A 14,243-nucleotide genomic window follows, 5' to 3' on the forward strand; every position below is an offset into this window, starting at 1 on the left:
TCCGTATGGACACATTTCCGACCCCCGAAACGAAACAGTTGCAAAGACAACCATCCGGTTGACCGAATCGACAGGCCCCTCACCCTGCGAATCAGGCTATCCGGGTGGGTAGCCGCGGTTCTTCCCGCTGCCGACAGGATCCGGACGGCTGCCATGCACACCTGCCGTGAAGGGTGGCGCCGGCCGCCATGCTAGGCTGGGTTGCACCATCCATGGAACCCCTTTTCGGACACCGACCGGTCGATGCCGCTTCCGCGCCTGCCGTCTTCCCTGCGCTCCGGCCCGCTGGCCGCCTACAGCCTTTACATCGTCGGATCGGCGCTGCTGGCCTCCAACCCGGTGGTCGGCCGGGCGGCGGCCCATGTGGTGCCGCCGATCGGACTGGCCTTCTGGCGCTGGCTGATCGCCTTCCTGATCGTACTGCCCTTCGCCCTGTCCGGCCTGCTGGCCCACCGGCGGCAGTTGAAGGAGCAGTGGCGCCGCTATCTGCTGCTCGGCGTGCTGGGACAGGGTATTTCCGGCGCCATCGTCTATTACGGGCTGGAGCGGACCAGCGCCACCAACGCCAGCCTGATCTACGCCACCAGCCCGGCGATGATCCTGGCGCTGGCGGCCCTCTGGCTGGGCGATGCGATCCGGCCGCGGCAGATCCTGGGCATCCTGCTGGCGATGGCCGGGGTTCTGGTGATCCTGACCCGCGGCGATCCGGAGGCGCTGCGCCACCTGTCCTTCAATGTCGGCGACCTTCTGGTGCTGACGGGGGCGGTGTCCTGGTCGGTCTACACCATCCTGCTGCGGCAATCGGGCACACCCCTGCCGGTGGTTACCGCCTTCGCCGCCAACGCGCTGGCCGGCGTCCTGGTGCTGGCTCCCTTCTATGCGTGGGAGACGGTGGCGGTGCGGCCCGTGCCCTTCTCGACCTCCACCATCCTGTCGATCATGGCGGTGGCGCTGTTCGCCTCGGTCCTGGCACTGCTGGCCTATCAGAAGACCATCGCGATGATGGGCGCCGCCCGTGCCTCCACCGCGCTGTATGTCTCGCCCCTGTGGGCGGCGCTGGCCTCCTGGTTTCTGCTGGCGGAACCGCTGCAGGGCTTTCACCTGATGGGCGTGCTGCTGGTCCTGCCCGGGGTGATGCTGGCCACCCTGCCCGCCCGCAAACCGCGAGCGCAGGCCGCGTCCGAAGCCGCTTGATCGGCACCGCCGCCCCGCCCATCTTGGCCGGACCCGACCGTCTCCGTCCCGATCCGGCCATGCTCCAGAACACTCCGACTCCGCTGCTGCTCTGTGCCGACGATTATGGGCTTGCCCCCGGCGTGAATGCCGCCATCCGCGACCTGATCGCCCGTGGTCGGCTCACCGCCACGTCGGTCATGAGCCTCTGCCCGCACTGGCGGACCGGCGCCGCGGCCCTCCGCGAGTTGAAGGACAAGGCGGATGTCGGCCTGCACTTCACCCTGACCGACCAGCCGCCGCTTGGGCCGATGCCGACGCTGGCGCCGGATGGACGGCTGCCGCCGCTGGGGCGGCTGATGGGCTGGGCCTATCGCGGGAAACTGAACGCGCCGGCCGTGCGGGCAGAGATCCGTGACGAACTGTCACGCCAGATCGCCGCCTTCACCGACGCCTGGGGTGCCGCCCCCGACTACATCGACGGCCACCAGCATGTCCACCAACTGCCCGGTGTGCGCGACGCGGTGGTGGAAGCGCTGGCAGCAATGCCCGGCGCCTATGTCCGCCTGTGCGGAGAGCCGGTCACCGCGGTCCTGCGTCGCCGTGTCGCGGTGCCGAAGACCCTGCTGATCGGCGGGCTCGGCGGCGGGTTGGCCCGCATGGTGCGTGCGCGCGGCATACCGGCGAACGACCGCTTCGCCGGGGTCTACGACTTCACCGGCTCCCATCCCTTCGCCGAGCTGATGGCGCGCTTCCTGGAGGGTATTGATGGCCGGACCTTGGTGATGGTCCACCCCGGCCTGCCCGACGAGGAGTTGCGCCGGGTCGACAGTCTGGTCGAGCCGCGGCGCACCGAATACGACTATCTCCGCGGACCGGACTTCGCCGCCCTGCTGGAACGGCGAAACATCCGGCTGACCCGCTTTGCCGGCCTGTGCGCCGGATAGGCGCCGTTACTCGGCGTCGTCCGGTTGCCAGGCGCGGCGGCGCAGCTTGAAGCGCTGGACCTTGCCGGTCTCCGTCCGCGGCAGCGCGTCGAGGAACTCCACCGCGCGCGGGTACTTGTAAGGCGCGATGTGATCCTTGACGAAGCTCTGCAGTTCCTCGGCCAGACGCTCGTCGGGATACACCCCGTCGCGCAGCACGACGAAGGCCTTGGGAATCGTGCCGCGCACGGGATCGGGGGCGGCGATCACCGCGCATTCCTGCACCGCCTCGTGGCTGAGCAGGATGTTCTCGACCTCCAGGCCGGAGATCTTGTAGCCGGCCGAGACGATCAGGTCGTCGGTGCGGGCGTGATACCAGAAGAAGCCGTCCTCATCGACGTGGAAGGCGTCGCCGGTCAGGTTCCAGCCCTGCTGGACATAGCTTTCCTGCCGGGGATCGTCGAGATAGAGGCAGCCGGTCGCACCGCGCACCGCCAGCCGGCCGACCTGTCCCGGCGGCAGCCGGCGGAACTGGTCGTCGACCACCATCGCCTCATAACCCGGCACCGGCTTGCCGGTGGAACCGGGCCGGACATTGCCGGGCACCGCATGGAGCACCGCGTTCAGCAGCTCGGTAGTGCCCAGGCTGTCGAGAATCTCCAGCCCGGTCGCATCGCGCCAGCCCTCGAAGGCCTGCTGGGGCAGCGGCTCCCCGGCCGAAACGCAGAGCCGCAGGGACGCCAGCCCCTTCGCCAGCGCCGGGTCGGCGGCCATGCGGCCGATCATGCCGCGGTAGACGGTGGGCACCGTGAACATCACCGTCGCCTTGTGGCGGGTCGCCGCCTCCAGCAGCCGGTCCGCTGTTCCGCGCTCCAGCAGGATGACGGAGGCGCCGATGCGCAACGGGAACAGCAGCAGCCCGCCCAGCCCATAGGCGAAGGCCAAGGTCGGCGAGCCGCAGAACACGTCGTCCGGTCCCGTCCCCAACACCGAGCGCGGCGACAGGTCGGTGATCGCCAGCAGATGGCGGTGCAGATGGGCCGCCGCCTTGGGCGTGCCGGTGGTGCCGGAGGTGAAGGCGATCAGCGCGACGTCGTCCTGCGCCGTGTCGGCAGCGACGAAGCCCGCCGGCTTTGTGGCGATGCGGTGTTCCAGCTCGCCGTCGCGGAAGCCGACGATGCGCAGCGACGGCACCGCCGCCTCTTCCAGATCGTCGAGGAAATGGGTGTCGCACAGCGCCATGTCGATGGCCGCGCGCTTCAGCACGTCGGCCAGTTCGGGCGCGCGCAGCAGCGGCATGGTCGGCACCAGCACGCCGCCGGCCTTGATCACCGCCAGCCAGCAGGCGGCGAGCATCGGCGTGTTGGGTCCGCGCAGCAGCACACGGTTGCCGGTGACAAGCCCGTAATCCTCCGTCAGGACGCGGGCGATGCGGTCGACGGTGTCGCGCATCCGGCCGTAGCTCCACACCTCCCCATCGCCGCCGATCAGGCAGGGGCGGTCGTCCCATCCGCGCTCGCGCCAACCGTCGATCAGGGCGGTGGCGGCGTTGAGGCGTTCGGGATACTGGAGTTCAGGGCGTTCGAGAATGAGATCGGGGCGCTGGGACGGCGCCGGCAGCCGGTCGCGGGTGAAGCTGTCGAGATGGCCCGAGGGCGCCATGCACTCCGAACGTCCTGGTCGCTCCGGGCGCTCTGCTGCCGCACGCTCCGGTGCCATGCGCTGGGATGCCTCCACCCGTTGGACGACGGGAAGAGGGGGGCCGGCGTAATCGGTGGGCGGGTTGCCCCGCCACACGCGCGGTTCAGACACGGCCATGCCATCGGCCGGCGCGAATGCGCATCCCTTCATGAGCAATGCTCCATCTCCCCCCGCAGAGGACGCATGAACACGCCTCCGTCTTATCTTTTATGATCCGACTATAGTGCCAGGGCGGGGTTGTGAGCCATGCAACGAACGAATGGTGGGTGCACCATCAATCGCCATTCATGCCGGGACAAGTGATCGAAAACGCCTGTTTTCCGTTGGTAAGACGCACGTTTCGCAACGAAAGTATGGGTTCCGGCAGAAAAACTCATCCGTTCTGCAGATAAAGATCGATCTCGCCCTGTTCCATGACATGAGCGGTGCCGTGGATGATTCCGTTCGCCACCTGAATGATGCGGTGGATCATCGCGACGGAGGTCTGGCAGTCCATCCGGAGCTTGCCGGGGTCGCCACTGTCGATGTCGGTTCCGATCCGCTCCAGCGTGTGGGCGATCACCTGATGGGCCTGGGCGATGGTGTCCTCGAAAGGACGGCGGAACTTGGACGGCACATGGCCGTAGGCCTCGATCGCCAGTTCCTTGTCGGAAAAGCCGCTGTCGCGGAAATGCTCGGCATAGCTCTTGGGTTGCCAGATGCGGCATTCCTCCAGCATGTCCGGCATGTCCGGGATCATCTCGATCAGCATCACGATTTCGTTGAAGTGATTGAGATAATCGGTCGCGAGCAGGGTTTTTTCCGAGATGTTGGTCCCGCGCACGCGATCCCGCCACCAGGCGAAGTCGGCCAGTTCATCCGGCGGAATGCCGTCCATCAGGGACCGATCCAACTCTTGGTCTTCCATGCACAAACCCGGACCCGATGCGGCAGCTATGCGTTGCTTTGGCGCGTTGCTTTGGCGCGGTGTTTCGGCGCGATGTCTCGGCCGGAGGACCGGCACGGATCGTGCCGCTCTTCCATACCGAAGGCACGCTTCAACGGTGAAGCGATGTCCTTAACGTTGGATTAAACGCGTTGCAAGCATCGGGTTGCGAAAGCCCCCTATTGACGCGCGGAAACGGTGGAGTCACCGGCCGGGCACAAAAACTCGCCGCCGGCACCAATCCGCATGCTGCGGCGGCGCCCGGCGGCGAAAAGGACTGGCGGTTCAGGGAGGAATCACACCATTGCCCGTTCAAACACGACCATCGGCGGTTGGTTCCCTCCCCTCCCGGTCGGATTTGCGCCCGCGCATCGGTTGCAAAGAAAAAAGCGCCGGCCTGGGGGAGGGCCGGCGCTTTCGAGGATCGGGAACACTCGCCTCGCCCTCAAAAGGCACATCGCCTGAGGGCAATGTCAGAGTAGCCCGGTAAGTCTTTCAGAACGGTTAAGCCTCCTACTCCGCCACCCCCTATGCGGGAGCGGTCATAGGCCGCCTTTCCACTCCGTCGGGACATGCTCCGCCGGTTTTCATACTATGCATAGAGAGTAATCCCTTAACGGTATCTCGAATAAATCTTTCGGGTTCACTCCCGTTAGGCCGTGGACTGCGCCATATGAATTTGACCGTTGCAGGCCCGGATGCGTCAGTCTGTGGTTCGAAGCGGCGTCTACGGCGTTGGGGCCTTCAGCGGCCCCGCCCGCCGCAGTCGCCGTCGGACACGCAAGCCGGGTAAGGACGGCCGCAACCGGGCAACCGGGCGCGGCACGACGGTCAGGTCGCTAGGAACACGCGCCGCAGAAAGGCACGGGGAGAGAGATGGAGCAGTACACCGGTCACTTCATGCAGCATTTGCCCTACCTGCGCCGCTATGCCCGCGCACTGACCGGGACGAACGGGCGGGGGGACGCCTTGGTGACCCGCACCCTGGAATGGTACCTGGAGGCGGACGAGGATGAGACCGGCCGTGGCGAGGGTCTGTCGCGCGGCGCGCTCTACCGCCATCTGAACAAGCTTCAGGATGAAGAAGGCGCGGCGCCCGCGGTCGCCCCCTACCATCCGGTCGAATCCGCTCTGATGACGCTGGACGAGACCGACCGGCGGCTTTACCTGCTGGTCAACCTGGAGGATCTGCCGGTGGGTGACGCCGCCGCCGTCCTCGAGCTTGCCCCGGAAGACGCGCTGGAACGGCTGACCCACGCCCGCGAGCGCGTCCGCGCCCGCCTGACCGCCACCATCCTGATCGTCGAGGACGATGCGATCATCGCCTACGACCTGGCGGAGACGGTGCGCGGCATGGGCCATATCGTCTGCGGCAACGCGGCGACGATGGACGAGGCGCTGGCCCTGGCGGCCGAGCACCGGCCGACGCTGGCGCTGATGGATATCCGGCTGGCCGACGGCGACAACGGGCTGGAGGTGGCACGCGAGTTGCGGGCCCGCCGCTTCCTGCCGGTGATCTTCGTCACCGCCTTCCCCGACGATCTGGCCAAGCACGGGCTGGAGCATCTGGGGCCGGTGATTCCGAAGCCCTTCACCCGCGACCAGATCGAACAGGCGATCACCCGTGCGGTGTTCATGCCGCAGCCGGAGGACGCTCACGCGACGGCGCAGCCCCACTGAGGGGCGGCGCCGCATGACGCGGGTGGCCTAGCGGAAGCAGGTCAGCGGAAGTAGCTCAGCGGAAAACGACGGTCTTGTTGCCGTTCAGCAGCACCCGGTGCTCCACGTGGTAGCGGACGGCGCGGGCCAGCACGATGTTCTCGATGTCGCGCCCGATGGCCACCAGGTCGTCGGGCGTCATCGTATGGTCGACACGCTCGGCCTCCTGTTCGATGATCGGGCCTTCGTCGAGGTTCGACGTGACGTAGTGCGCAGTGGCGCCGATCAGCTTCACGCCGCGGGCATGCGCCTGATGGTAGGGCTTGGCGCCCTTGAAGCTGGGCAGGAAGCTGTGGTGGATGTTGATGACCCGGCCGGCCATCCGCTCGCACAGCGCACCCGACAGCACCTGCATGTAACGGGCGAGCACCACGAGGTCGACCTTCTCCTCGTCCACGATCTCCAGCAGGCGGGCTTCCTGCTGCGCCTTGTTGTCGGGGCCGACCGGCAGGTGGTGGAACGGGATGTTATGCCAGGCCGCCAGCTGGTAGAAGTCCCGGTGGTTGGAGACGATAGCCGGAATCTCGATCGGCAGGTAACCGGTGCGGTAGCGGTACAGCAGGTCGTTCAGGCAGTGGCCGAACTTCGACACCATGATCAGCACGCGCGGGCGGCGCCGCGCGTCGTGGATCTTCCAGGTCATGCCGAAGCGTTCCGCCACCTGGGCGGCGAACTCGGCCTCCAACTGCTCCTTCGTCGGGCCGGCCGGGTTGCCGTTGAAGCTGACGCGCATGAAGAACAGGCCGGAGATGCGGTCGCCGAACTGCGCGCTGTCGATGATGTTGCAGCTCCGCTCCGCCAGGAAGCCGGACACCGCGAAGACGATGCCGACGGTGTCGGGGCAGGAAACGGTGAGGATATAGTCGGAGCCGGTCTCAGACATCGCGCGTCCACCATGACGTACAGCATGAAAAGGGGGAGGCTTCCCTAGCACGAACGCCGCGATGTTGCACCCGCTTCATGAGCGATCCCGCACATGGCTGCACCGTCAAGCGGGATTGCCCCGGGTATCCGGCCGGCCCACGCCGCTCTGGCGCCCGCCGCCCGGCGGTGCGACAATCGGCACAGTGCGCAACGGTCGGCAGAAACAGGGCGGAGTCACCCCATGGCATCCGGCGGCAAGATCATCGGCGAATACAGCAAGGGCAAGGTCGACAAGCTGCTGACGGCCGATGCCGCCGACAGCGGCCGAAGCCAGCGCATCCGCCGCTTCCTGGAAAACATGGATGCCGCCATCCTGGAGGCCAACTGCGAGGTCATCGGGCGCGAGTTGCCGAACCTGAACCGGGACTCCTTCCTGCGGATGGCGGTGCGGGTCGCCGAACTGCGCGCCGACTATATCCGCGCCGGCCTGCATATGTCGGAGGCCCGCCATCCGGAACAGCCCGCCGTCGCCGAACTCGCCCGCCTGCGCACCGCTTACGAGGAAATGCTGGCGGTGTACGAAGCGGCCGAGCGGGTGATCGAACGCGGCTACGCGAAGCTGGGGTGAATACCCCGGAAACAAAAACCCCTCCTCCGCGGTCCTGCGGAGAAGGGGAGCGACCGACAGATTACGAAATCGGTCACATCGAATTCAGTGGCAACCTCAATAGCGACGCCCGATGGCCGTGATGGCGGCCGGGAACCGGGGTTCAGACGTCGTGGAAATGTTCCAACTCACGTCGCAGGCTGGTTGCTTCCTGCCGAAGGCCGACGATCCGGCCGGCATCAGGCCTCGGCTGCTGTTCCTCGCGTTCGAGCTCACCCTCGACTTCGCGCTGCTCTTGCCGGATGATGTTGAACAAGGCTTTTCTCAACATCGACACCTCCCGAGCTGATCGCTAAAATTTTAGCGCTTTTTCAGACTGTCATCAAGCAACCAATCACGTCTGTCGAATCCTCGTTCCGTCAAGTCTGCCCGGATGACGGAACGCTCACAAATATTCAGGAATGGTAACCTACCCGGCCTTGACAATACTTATTCGTGCCCGCATTGGTTAACGAATCGGGGTAGAGCAACGGATAGGGCAATCGCACGTCGCAGCCCTTCCTCCACTTGCAGCACGGTATTTTTCGCCATGGATCGTCGACAGCTGCTTGGGCTCGGGCTGAGCAAGCTCTGGTTAACCGCATTCGGCGCGGCGGGGCTCGCGCTGGCGCAGCCTCTCTCTTCCGGCTCCGCCCTCGCCGGCCAGCAGCGGCCGGAGCGCAAGCCGTCCAGCGGCACTTCGCCACAGTCCGCCCTACGGTCCCGACTGGTGATGCTCGATCCCGGTCATGGCGGCGCCGACCCCGGCGCCATCGGCACCCGCGGCACCCACGAGAAGGCGGTGACGCTGGACATCGCCCGCGAGGTCGCACGCCTGCTGGCCGAGCGGCACGGCATCACGGCGAAGCTGACGCGGCGCGACGACCGCTTCCTGGCGCTGGACGAACGGGTGGCATTGACGCGCACGGCCGGGGCCGACCTGTTCGTGTCGATCCACGCCGACAGCGCCCCCAATGCCGATGCCCGCGGCATGTCGGCCTACATCCTGTCCGAAAAGGCGTCCGACGCCTTCGCCTCCCGCCTTGCCCAGCAGGAGAACGAGGCGGACCGATTCGGCAAGCGGGGGACCGGCGGCGGCAACCGCATCGTCAAGGACATCCTGATGGACCTGACGGCGCGCCACACCCGCCACGCCTCGCTGGCCGCCCGCCAGCTTCTGGTGGAAGGGGCGAGGAAGGAGCTTCGCCTGCTCGACAACCCGATGCGCGCGGCGAATTTCGCGGTGCTGAAGGCGCCGGACGTGCCGTCGGTGCTGGTGGAGACCGGCTTCCTGTCGAACCCCAAGGACGAGGAAATCCTGAGCGACCCCACGGCGCGCCGGGTGGTTTCCCGCGTCCTGGCGCGAGAAATCGCGAGCGTGCTCTCCAGCCCAGCTTTCGCCTGATTTTGCCCTGAGACTGCCTGAAGCGTTGCGGCAATCATCCCTTCGCAGCCGCAGCGACTGCAACATCCGTGCATCACCTGGGGACAAAGTGACGATGACTGGTGAAGGCTCCGAATTTCCCCATTGCAAACGCCGTTCCGCCGTGACTTTTTCCGGCCGCGCGCCGCATCCGCCCGGCGCTCGGCACGCTGGCGAAGGGAGGCACGCTGTGACGGGTTTGAGCCGCCTTGGGACATTGTTCGCGCTCGCCTGCGCGGCCGGTTTTTCGCTGGCCGGCTGCGGCCCCCTGCTGCTCGGCACCGCCGGCGGTGCCGCGGTCGTGGCGTCGCAGGAACGCGGTTTCGGCGGTTTCGTCAGCGACACCGAAATCCGCGCCCGCATCAATTCGCTGTGGCTGCAGCATTCGGTCGACATGACCAACCGGATCGGGCTGACGGTCGACCAGGGCCGCGTGCTGCTGACCGGTCGCGCCGCCGACCCGCAGATGCGGCTCGACGCGGTGCGCCTCGCCTGGCAGGCGCAGGGCGTCAAGGAAGTCATCAACGAGATCCAGATCGACAACGGATCCAGCATCGTCGACACCGCGCGCGACACCTGGATTTCAACCCAGATTCGCAGCCGGATCACGTTCGATGCGGATATTCATAGCCAGAACTACAGCATCGATACCGTCGATGGCGTTGTCTATCTGATGGGTGTCGCCAGTTCTCAGGAAGAGCTGGACCGCGCGATCCAGCACGCCCGTTCGGTTCCCAACGTTCAACGCGTCGTCAGCTACGTCCGTCTGCTCTCAAACCTCCAGGGTTGAAACCCGACCGCCATGGCCTCCGCCCTTTCCCACGTCCTCGCCGCACTCCGCACCGCCACCGTCGCCGCCGCCCTGATCCTGCCGGCGGCGGCCGTGGCCGGTCCCGTTCCGGCGCAGGACGCGGCGACGGCCGGGGTTGTGGCGGCCGAGGCGGTGACGGCGGGTGCCGTGATGGCGGGCGCCGTGACGGAGGATGGCGGCGGGGCGGACAACCCGACCGCCGGCACGCCCGGCCCGGCGAACCGCCTGTTCGTCCAGGCGCTGCAGCTGATCCGGCAGGCCGACAACACTTTCGACGTCGCCGAGGAGTCCCGCCTGCTGAAGGAGGCGGACAAGCTGTTCAACGAGATCGTGACGAAATACCCCGACAGCCCGCTGGCGGTGCAGCTCGTCACCAACCAGTTCGTCGGCGATTTCGACTTCTACGAATTCCGCTCGCGCATCCGTGCGCTGGTCTGCAACGACGCGCTGGGCAGCCTGTGCTTCCTCCACCGCATCGGCGAGATGCTGCCGCCGGTGGAAACGCCGATCAATGCCGCCCGCTGGGACTGGCTGTCGCTGGCCGTCGCCTACCAGCAGCTGGGCGACCCCGGCCGCGCCAAGGAGATCATGGCTCCCTTCGTCAGCGCGGTGCGCCGCGGCGGCGTCGCCGACAGCTCCGGCCAGGATCTGTTCGTGGCCCGCGCGCTGTCGCTGATGGGGCAGACGCCGCTGGCGCTCGACATCACCCGGCAGATCAACGACTGCTCCACCCGCATCTACAACCTCGCCGACATCGCCAAGGCAGCGTCCTGGCGCGGCGACGCGGCGCTGACGAACGCGCTGGCGGACGAGGCCAAGAACTACGCCTCCAGCCACAACTGCGCCTGGGAGCTGGGGCTGGTCGCCCAATCGCTGCTGCGCGCCGGCAAGGAGGCGCAGGCACGCACCCTGTTCCTGAACACGGTCGAGACGCAGTTCTCCAAATTCAAGGAAACCCGCGGCGACTGCTGCCCGCCGGAACTGGCGGTGGCCGCCGCCGATATCGGCGAGCCGAAGCTGGCGCTGGGCCTGCTCAGCACCGTGCAGGACGAGAATCCCTGGACGATCCCGGCCGTGCTGGGGCGGCTGGCCAAGCGCGGCGAAACGGGCATGGCCGTCGCCTATGCCGAGCAGGTGGCCGACATCGACACCCGTGGCGAGGCCTTCGCCGAACTGGTCGAGGCCGCGATGAAGCGCGGCGAGCCGGCCGCGGCCAACGACCTGATGAACCGCCTGAACAAGCTGGTCGACGATGCCGCCGGCCGCCGGCCGGGGTTGCTGGCGCAGCGTGCGAAGGCGGAGAAGACCTTCTACAACGACGACCGCTGGCGCCGCAGTTTCCAGCTGTCGATCAACGCGGCGGAAAAGGCCAGCAACTTCGTCCGCCGCGACATCGGCGCCCCGCTGCTGGCCGCGCTGGTCCGGATCGAAACCGGCCTGCCGATGCTGGATTGAGGGGGGAGTTCCCTCACCCCACCGCCAGCACCAGCTTGCCGACATGCTGGTTGCTTTCCATCAGCCGGTGGGCACCCGCGGCCCGCTCCAGCGGAAACACCTCGTGGACGACCGGCTTGATCCGCCCCTCGGCGATCAGCGGCCAGACGCGGGCCTTCAACTGCTCGGCCACCGCCTGCTTGTAGGCGACCGGACGCGCCCGCAGGGTGGAGCCGGTCAGCACCAGCCGCTTGGTCATGACGGGGAAGAAATTCACCGTCGCCGTCGCCCCGCGGACGAAGCCGATGCAGACATAGCGACCCTCGACCGCCAGAGCGTCGATGCTGCGGGCGACGTAATCGCCGCCGACGATGTCGAGCACGACATTCACGCCCGCCCCGCCGGTCGCGTCCTTGACCACGGCGACGAAATCCTCGGTGCCATAGTCGATGGCGCGCTCGGCCCCCAGCCGGACGCAGGCGCCGCATTTCTCCGCCCCGCGGGCGGTGGCGAAGACCCGCGCACCGAAAGCAGCGCCAAGCTGGATCGCCGTGGTGCCGATGCCGGACGTGCCGCCATGGACCAGCAGAGCCTCGCCGGGCTGAAGCGCGCCGCGCTCGAACACATTCGACCAGACCGTGAAGAAGGTCTCCGGCAGGGCCGCCGCCTCGGCCATAGACAGGCCGGCGGGGATCGGCAGGCACTGGGCGACGGGCACGACGCAGAACTCGGCATAGCCGCCGCCGGCCAGCAGAGCGCAGACGGGATCGCCGACGGCCCAGCCCTCCACCCCCTCGCCCAGCGCATCGACGGTGCCGGCGACCTCCAGGCCCGGGATGTCGCTGATGCCCGGCGGCGGGTTGTATTTGCCGAGCCGCTGGAGCACGTCCGGCCGGTTGACCCCGGCGGCCTGGACCGCGATGCGGATCTCGCCGGGCGCCGGATCGGGGACCGGGCGGCGCGCCGGGACCAGCACCTCCGGCTTGCCGGGCTGGCTCACCTCGATTGCCGTCATCTGTCTGGATTCTGCCATGCGGATCACTCCCCTGCCCTGTTCCGGTGAAAGGTCTGGGGGCACTGTGTCGTCGCGGCGGACGGCCAGTCCACATGGCGATGGATCCGATTTCGTCCTGCGGAAATAGCAAAAAAATGGCCGTGCTGCACACAGCACGGCCAGTCTCCGAGAGAAGCGCGAACATGCAAAACAACACATCCGCCCGATGAGAAAGGAACGCCTTTCCCGAGACAGACAATCGCACCACCAAACTCAGATTTCCCGAGAAAACGACCTCTTTTCCATTCCGTGGAAACGGCATTATTTCTAAGAAAGAAGGCCGCGCTCCGTCAGGAACGCGGCCTCTAGTGCGCCAGGGAGGATATGCCGACGTGCACCACCTGCCGTCAGCTCTTGGCGTCTCGCATATTGCTTGACCGTGTGTGGAATGGATCAGTTCGGAACCGGAATGCGCCCGCCCAGTTCCTGCGTCACCGCCGCGGCGGCGCGCTTGACCATCTCGCCCAGAGCGCGCAACCGCGCGTCCTCGATGCGCCGGCTGGAGCCGGACAGCGACAGGGCGCCCATCACACGGGAATTCTCGTCGAAGATCGGGGCGGCGACACAGCGCAGGCCCGACACCCGCTCCTCCTGATCCAGGGCATAGCCGCGGGTCCGCACCAGCGTCAGGTCGCGGTACAGCGCCGGCAGCGACGACAGGGTGCTTCGGGTGAACTGGCGCATGCCGCGCTGGGTCACGATGGTCTGCACCTTGGTCTCGGTCATGCCGGCCAGCAGGGCTTTGCCGACGGCGGAGCAGTGCAGCAGCGTGCGGTCGGTCTGCGGCACCGCCACCTGGGCGGCGCGGGGACCGCCGACGCGGGCCAGATACAGCGCCTCGCCGTTCTCCTCGACCGCAAGATTGACGATCTCGCTGCTCTCCTCCATCAGGCGGCGCATGCGGGGACGGGCGACGTCGACCAGATTGCGGGTCTTCAGGAAGTTGGCGCCGGTCATGTAGGCCTGGACGCCGACCACCCAGCCGCGCGCGCTCTGGTCGAAGCGGACGTAGCGCTCGTACTGCAGGGTCGTCAGCAGGCGGTGGGTGGTGGAGGGCGACAGGTTCGCGGCCTCCGCCAGCTCGGTCAGGGTCATCGGACCGTCATTGGCGCCGAGGATGGTCAGGATGTTCAGCGCACGGCAGAGCGACTGCACCACCTGTCCACGCTCAGCCTTGGCGTCGGCCTTGCCGTTGTCGTTCTTCTCGCGCGGCGCCTCGATGATCGCCGTCTTGATGATCGCCGCGGCGCCCTCGCTGGGGTCGTCGTGGATGATCCGGCGTGCGATGGTGCCGGCGGTCATGCTGTTGGTGTGGGCTTGCGCTTTCATGTCCCATCTCCCTCGGGGTCCGGCGCGTTGGTTGCGCCTGTCTGTTGCGGCTGATGGCGTGAGTGACAGAAGCTTCGCTTGAACCGCGGGACCGTCGCAGACGGCGGCCCCGCGGGGTACCGGTCAGTTCTTGAAAATCGACTGCATGGTGGAGCCCAGGCTGGCGGGGCTGTCGGCGACGGCGATGCCGACCGACTTCATGAAGTCGATCTTGAAGTCGGCGGTGTCGTTGCCGCCG

The 14,243-nt window shown here is 67.1% G+C and carries 13 protein-coding genes and 1 pseudogene; 7 read left to right on the forward strand and 7 right to left on the reverse strand.

Annotated elements, in window-relative coordinates:
* Positions 1-243 precede the first annotated feature (243 nt).
* Together J2Y49_RS26325 and J2Y49_RS26330 are read left to right on the forward strand one after the other, a co-directional pair.
* On the forward strand, positions 244-1,194 hold the full coding sequence (locus tag J2Y49_RS26325) for a DMT family transporter (protein WP_310118238.1): 951 nt from the start codon (positions 244-246) through the stop codon (positions 1,192-1,194).
* A 59-nt stretch (positions 1,195-1,253) separates the two neighbouring features.
* Positions 1,254-2,120, forward strand: a complete 867-nt coding sequence (locus J2Y49_RS26330; RefSeq protein ID WP_310118240.1) for a ChbG/HpnK family deacetylase — start codon at positions 1,254-1,256, stop codon at positions 2,118-2,120.
* A 6-nt stretch (positions 2,121-2,126) separates the two neighbouring features.
* On the opposite strand, the gene J2Y49_RS26335 is transcribed toward J2Y49_RS26330, so the two are convergent.
* Together J2Y49_RS26335 and J2Y49_RS26340 are read right to left on the reverse strand one after the other, a co-directional pair.
* Positions 2,127-3,761 (reverse strand): AMP-binding protein, encoded by a 1,635-nt coding sequence (locus J2Y49_RS26335; RefSeq protein ID WP_310118241.1) that lies wholly within the window; start codon positions 3,759-3,761, stop codon positions 2,127-2,129.
* 412 nt (positions 3,762-4,173) lie between these two features.
* Positions 4,174-4,677 (reverse strand): hypothetical protein, encoded by a 504-nt coding sequence (locus tag J2Y49_RS26340; protein ID WP_310118264.1) that lies wholly within the window; start codon positions 4,675-4,677, stop codon positions 4,174-4,176.
* A gap of 924 nt (positions 4,678-5,601) precedes the next feature.
* Between J2Y49_RS26340 and J2Y49_RS26345 the strand changes: the two genes are divergently transcribed.
* Positions 5,602-6,405: a response regulator gene (locus J2Y49_RS26345; protein ID WP_310118243.1), complete on the forward strand. Its 804-nt coding sequence runs from the start codon at positions 5,602-5,604 to the stop codon at positions 6,403-6,405.
* A 55-nt stretch (positions 6,406-6,460) separates the two neighbouring features.
* Here the strand turns inward: J2Y49_RS26345 and purU are convergent, their stop codons facing one another.
* Positions 6,461-7,327 (reverse strand): formyltetrahydrofolate deformylase, encoded by an 867-nt coding sequence (gene purU / locus J2Y49_RS26350; RefSeq protein WP_310118245.1) that lies wholly within the window; start codon positions 7,325-7,327, stop codon positions 6,461-6,463.
* A 222-nt stretch (positions 7,328-7,549) separates the two neighbouring features.
* Between purU and J2Y49_RS26355 the strand changes: the two genes are divergently transcribed.
* Complete coding sequence (locus J2Y49_RS26355; RefSeq protein ID WP_310118247.1) at positions 7,550-7,936, forward strand: hypothetical protein; 387 nt, start codon at positions 7,550-7,552, stop codon at positions 7,934-7,936.
* A 142-nt stretch (positions 7,937-8,078) separates the two neighbouring features.
* Here the strand turns inward: J2Y49_RS26355 and J2Y49_RS26360 are convergent, their stop codons facing one another.
* Positions 8,079-8,246 carry a hypothetical protein gene (locus J2Y49_RS26360; RefSeq protein ID WP_310118250.1) on the reverse strand — a complete coding sequence of 56 codons (168 nt, stop codon included), beginning with the start codon at positions 8,244-8,246 and terminating at the stop codon, positions 8,079-8,081.
* 258 nt (positions 8,247-8,504) lie between these two features.
* Between J2Y49_RS26360 and J2Y49_RS26365 the strand changes: the two genes are divergently transcribed.
* The 3 genes from J2Y49_RS26365 (at position 8,505) to J2Y49_RS26375 (ending at position 11,643) form a co-directional block, all read left to right on the forward strand.
* The gene (locus J2Y49_RS26365) at positions 8,505-9,359 is read left to right on the forward strand and encodes an N-acetylmuramoyl-L-alanine amidase (protein WP_310118252.1); all 855 of its coding nucleotides are present in this window, start codon (positions 8,505-8,507) and stop codon (positions 9,357-9,359) included.
* A gap of 94 nt (positions 9,360-9,453) precedes the next feature.
* Positions 9,454-10,167, forward strand: coding sequence for a BON domain-containing protein (locus J2Y49_RS26370; protein ID WP_310118254.1), 714 nt, complete (start codon positions 9,454-9,456; stop codon positions 10,165-10,167).
* Positions 10,168-10,179: 12 nt separating this feature from the next.
* Entirely contained in the window at positions 10,180-11,643 is a 1,464-nt protein-coding gene (locus J2Y49_RS26375; RefSeq protein WP_310118255.1) for a hypothetical protein, read from the forward strand.
* A 13-nt stretch (positions 11,644-11,656) separates the two neighbouring features.
* Here the strand turns inward: J2Y49_RS26375 and J2Y49_RS26380 are convergent, their stop codons facing one another.
* From J2Y49_RS26380 to J2Y49_RS26390, 3 genes and pseudogenes are all read right to left on the reverse strand, one after another.
* Positions 11,657-12,655 (reverse strand): NAD(P)H-quinone oxidoreductase, encoded by a 999-nt coding sequence (locus J2Y49_RS26380; protein WP_310118256.1) that lies wholly within the window; start codon positions 12,653-12,655, stop codon positions 11,657-11,659.
* 414 nt (positions 12,656-13,069) lie between these two features.
* Positions 13,070-14,005 carry an IclR family transcriptional regulator gene (locus J2Y49_RS26385; protein ID WP_310118258.1) on the reverse strand — a complete coding sequence of 312 codons (936 nt, stop codon included), beginning with the start codon at positions 14,003-14,005 and terminating at the stop codon, positions 13,070-13,072.
* Positions 14,006-14,128: 123 nt separating this feature from the next.
* Positions 14,129-14,243: pseudogene (locus tag J2Y49_RS26390) on the reverse strand (succinate--CoA ligase subunit alpha); the annotation flags it as partial.

Origin of the sequence: Azospirillum sp. BE72, from assembly GCF_031455875.1 — a bacterium.
In the GTDB taxonomy this organism is placed as follows: Bacteria; Pseudomonadota; Alphaproteobacteria; order Azospirillales; family Azospirillaceae; genus Azospirillum.

Excerpts from the sequence above, each read along its gene's own strand:
- purU (WP_310118245.1), bottom strand. The coding sequence starts at position 7,327 with ATGTCTGAGACCGGCTCCGACTATATCCTCACCGTTTCCTGCCCCGAC.
- J2Y49_RS26365 (WP_310118252.1), top strand. The coding sequence starts at position 8,505 with ATGGATCGTCGACAGCTGCTTGGGCTCGGGCTGAGCAAGCTCTGGTTA.
- J2Y49_RS26360 (WP_310118250.1), bottom strand. The coding sequence starts at position 8,246 with ATGTTGAGAAAAGCCTTGTTCAACATCATCCGGCAAGAGCAGCGCGAA.
- J2Y49_RS26355 (WP_310118247.1), top strand. The coding sequence starts at position 7,550 with ATGGCATCCGGCGGCAAGATCATCGGCGAATACAGCAAGGGCAAGGTC.
- J2Y49_RS26385 (WP_310118258.1), bottom strand. The coding sequence starts at position 14,005 with ATGAAAGCGCAAGCCCACACCAACAGCATGACCGCCGGCACCATCGCA.
- J2Y49_RS26340 (WP_310118264.1), bottom strand. The coding sequence starts at position 4,677 with ATGGACGGCATTCCGCCGGATGAACTGGCCGACTTCGCCTGGTGGCGG.
- J2Y49_RS26380 (WP_310118256.1), bottom strand. The coding sequence starts at position 12,655 with ATGGCAGAATCCAGACAGATGACGGCAATCGAGGTGAGCCAGCCCGGC.
- J2Y49_RS26330 (WP_310118240.1), top strand. The coding sequence starts at position 1,254 with ATGCTCCAGAACACTCCGACTCCGCTGCTGCTCTGTGCCGACGATTAT.
- J2Y49_RS26345 (WP_310118243.1), top strand. The coding sequence starts at position 5,602 with ATGGAGCAGTACACCGGTCACTTCATGCAGCATTTGCCCTACCTGCGC.
- J2Y49_RS26325 (WP_310118238.1), top strand. The coding sequence starts at position 244 with ATGCCGCTTCCGCGCCTGCCGTCTTCCCTGCGCTCCGGCCCGCTGGCC.
- J2Y49_RS26375 (WP_310118255.1), top strand. The coding sequence starts at position 10,180 with ATGGCCTCCGCCCTTTCCCACGTCCTCGCCGCACTCCGCACCGCCACC.
- J2Y49_RS26335 (WP_310118241.1), bottom strand. The coding sequence starts at position 3,761 with ATGGCGCCCTCGGGCCATCTCGACAGCTTCACCCGCGACCGGCTGCCG.
- J2Y49_RS26370 (WP_310118254.1), top strand. The coding sequence starts at position 9,454 with ATGACTGGTGAAGGCTCCGAATTTCCCCATTGCAAACGCCGTTCCGCC.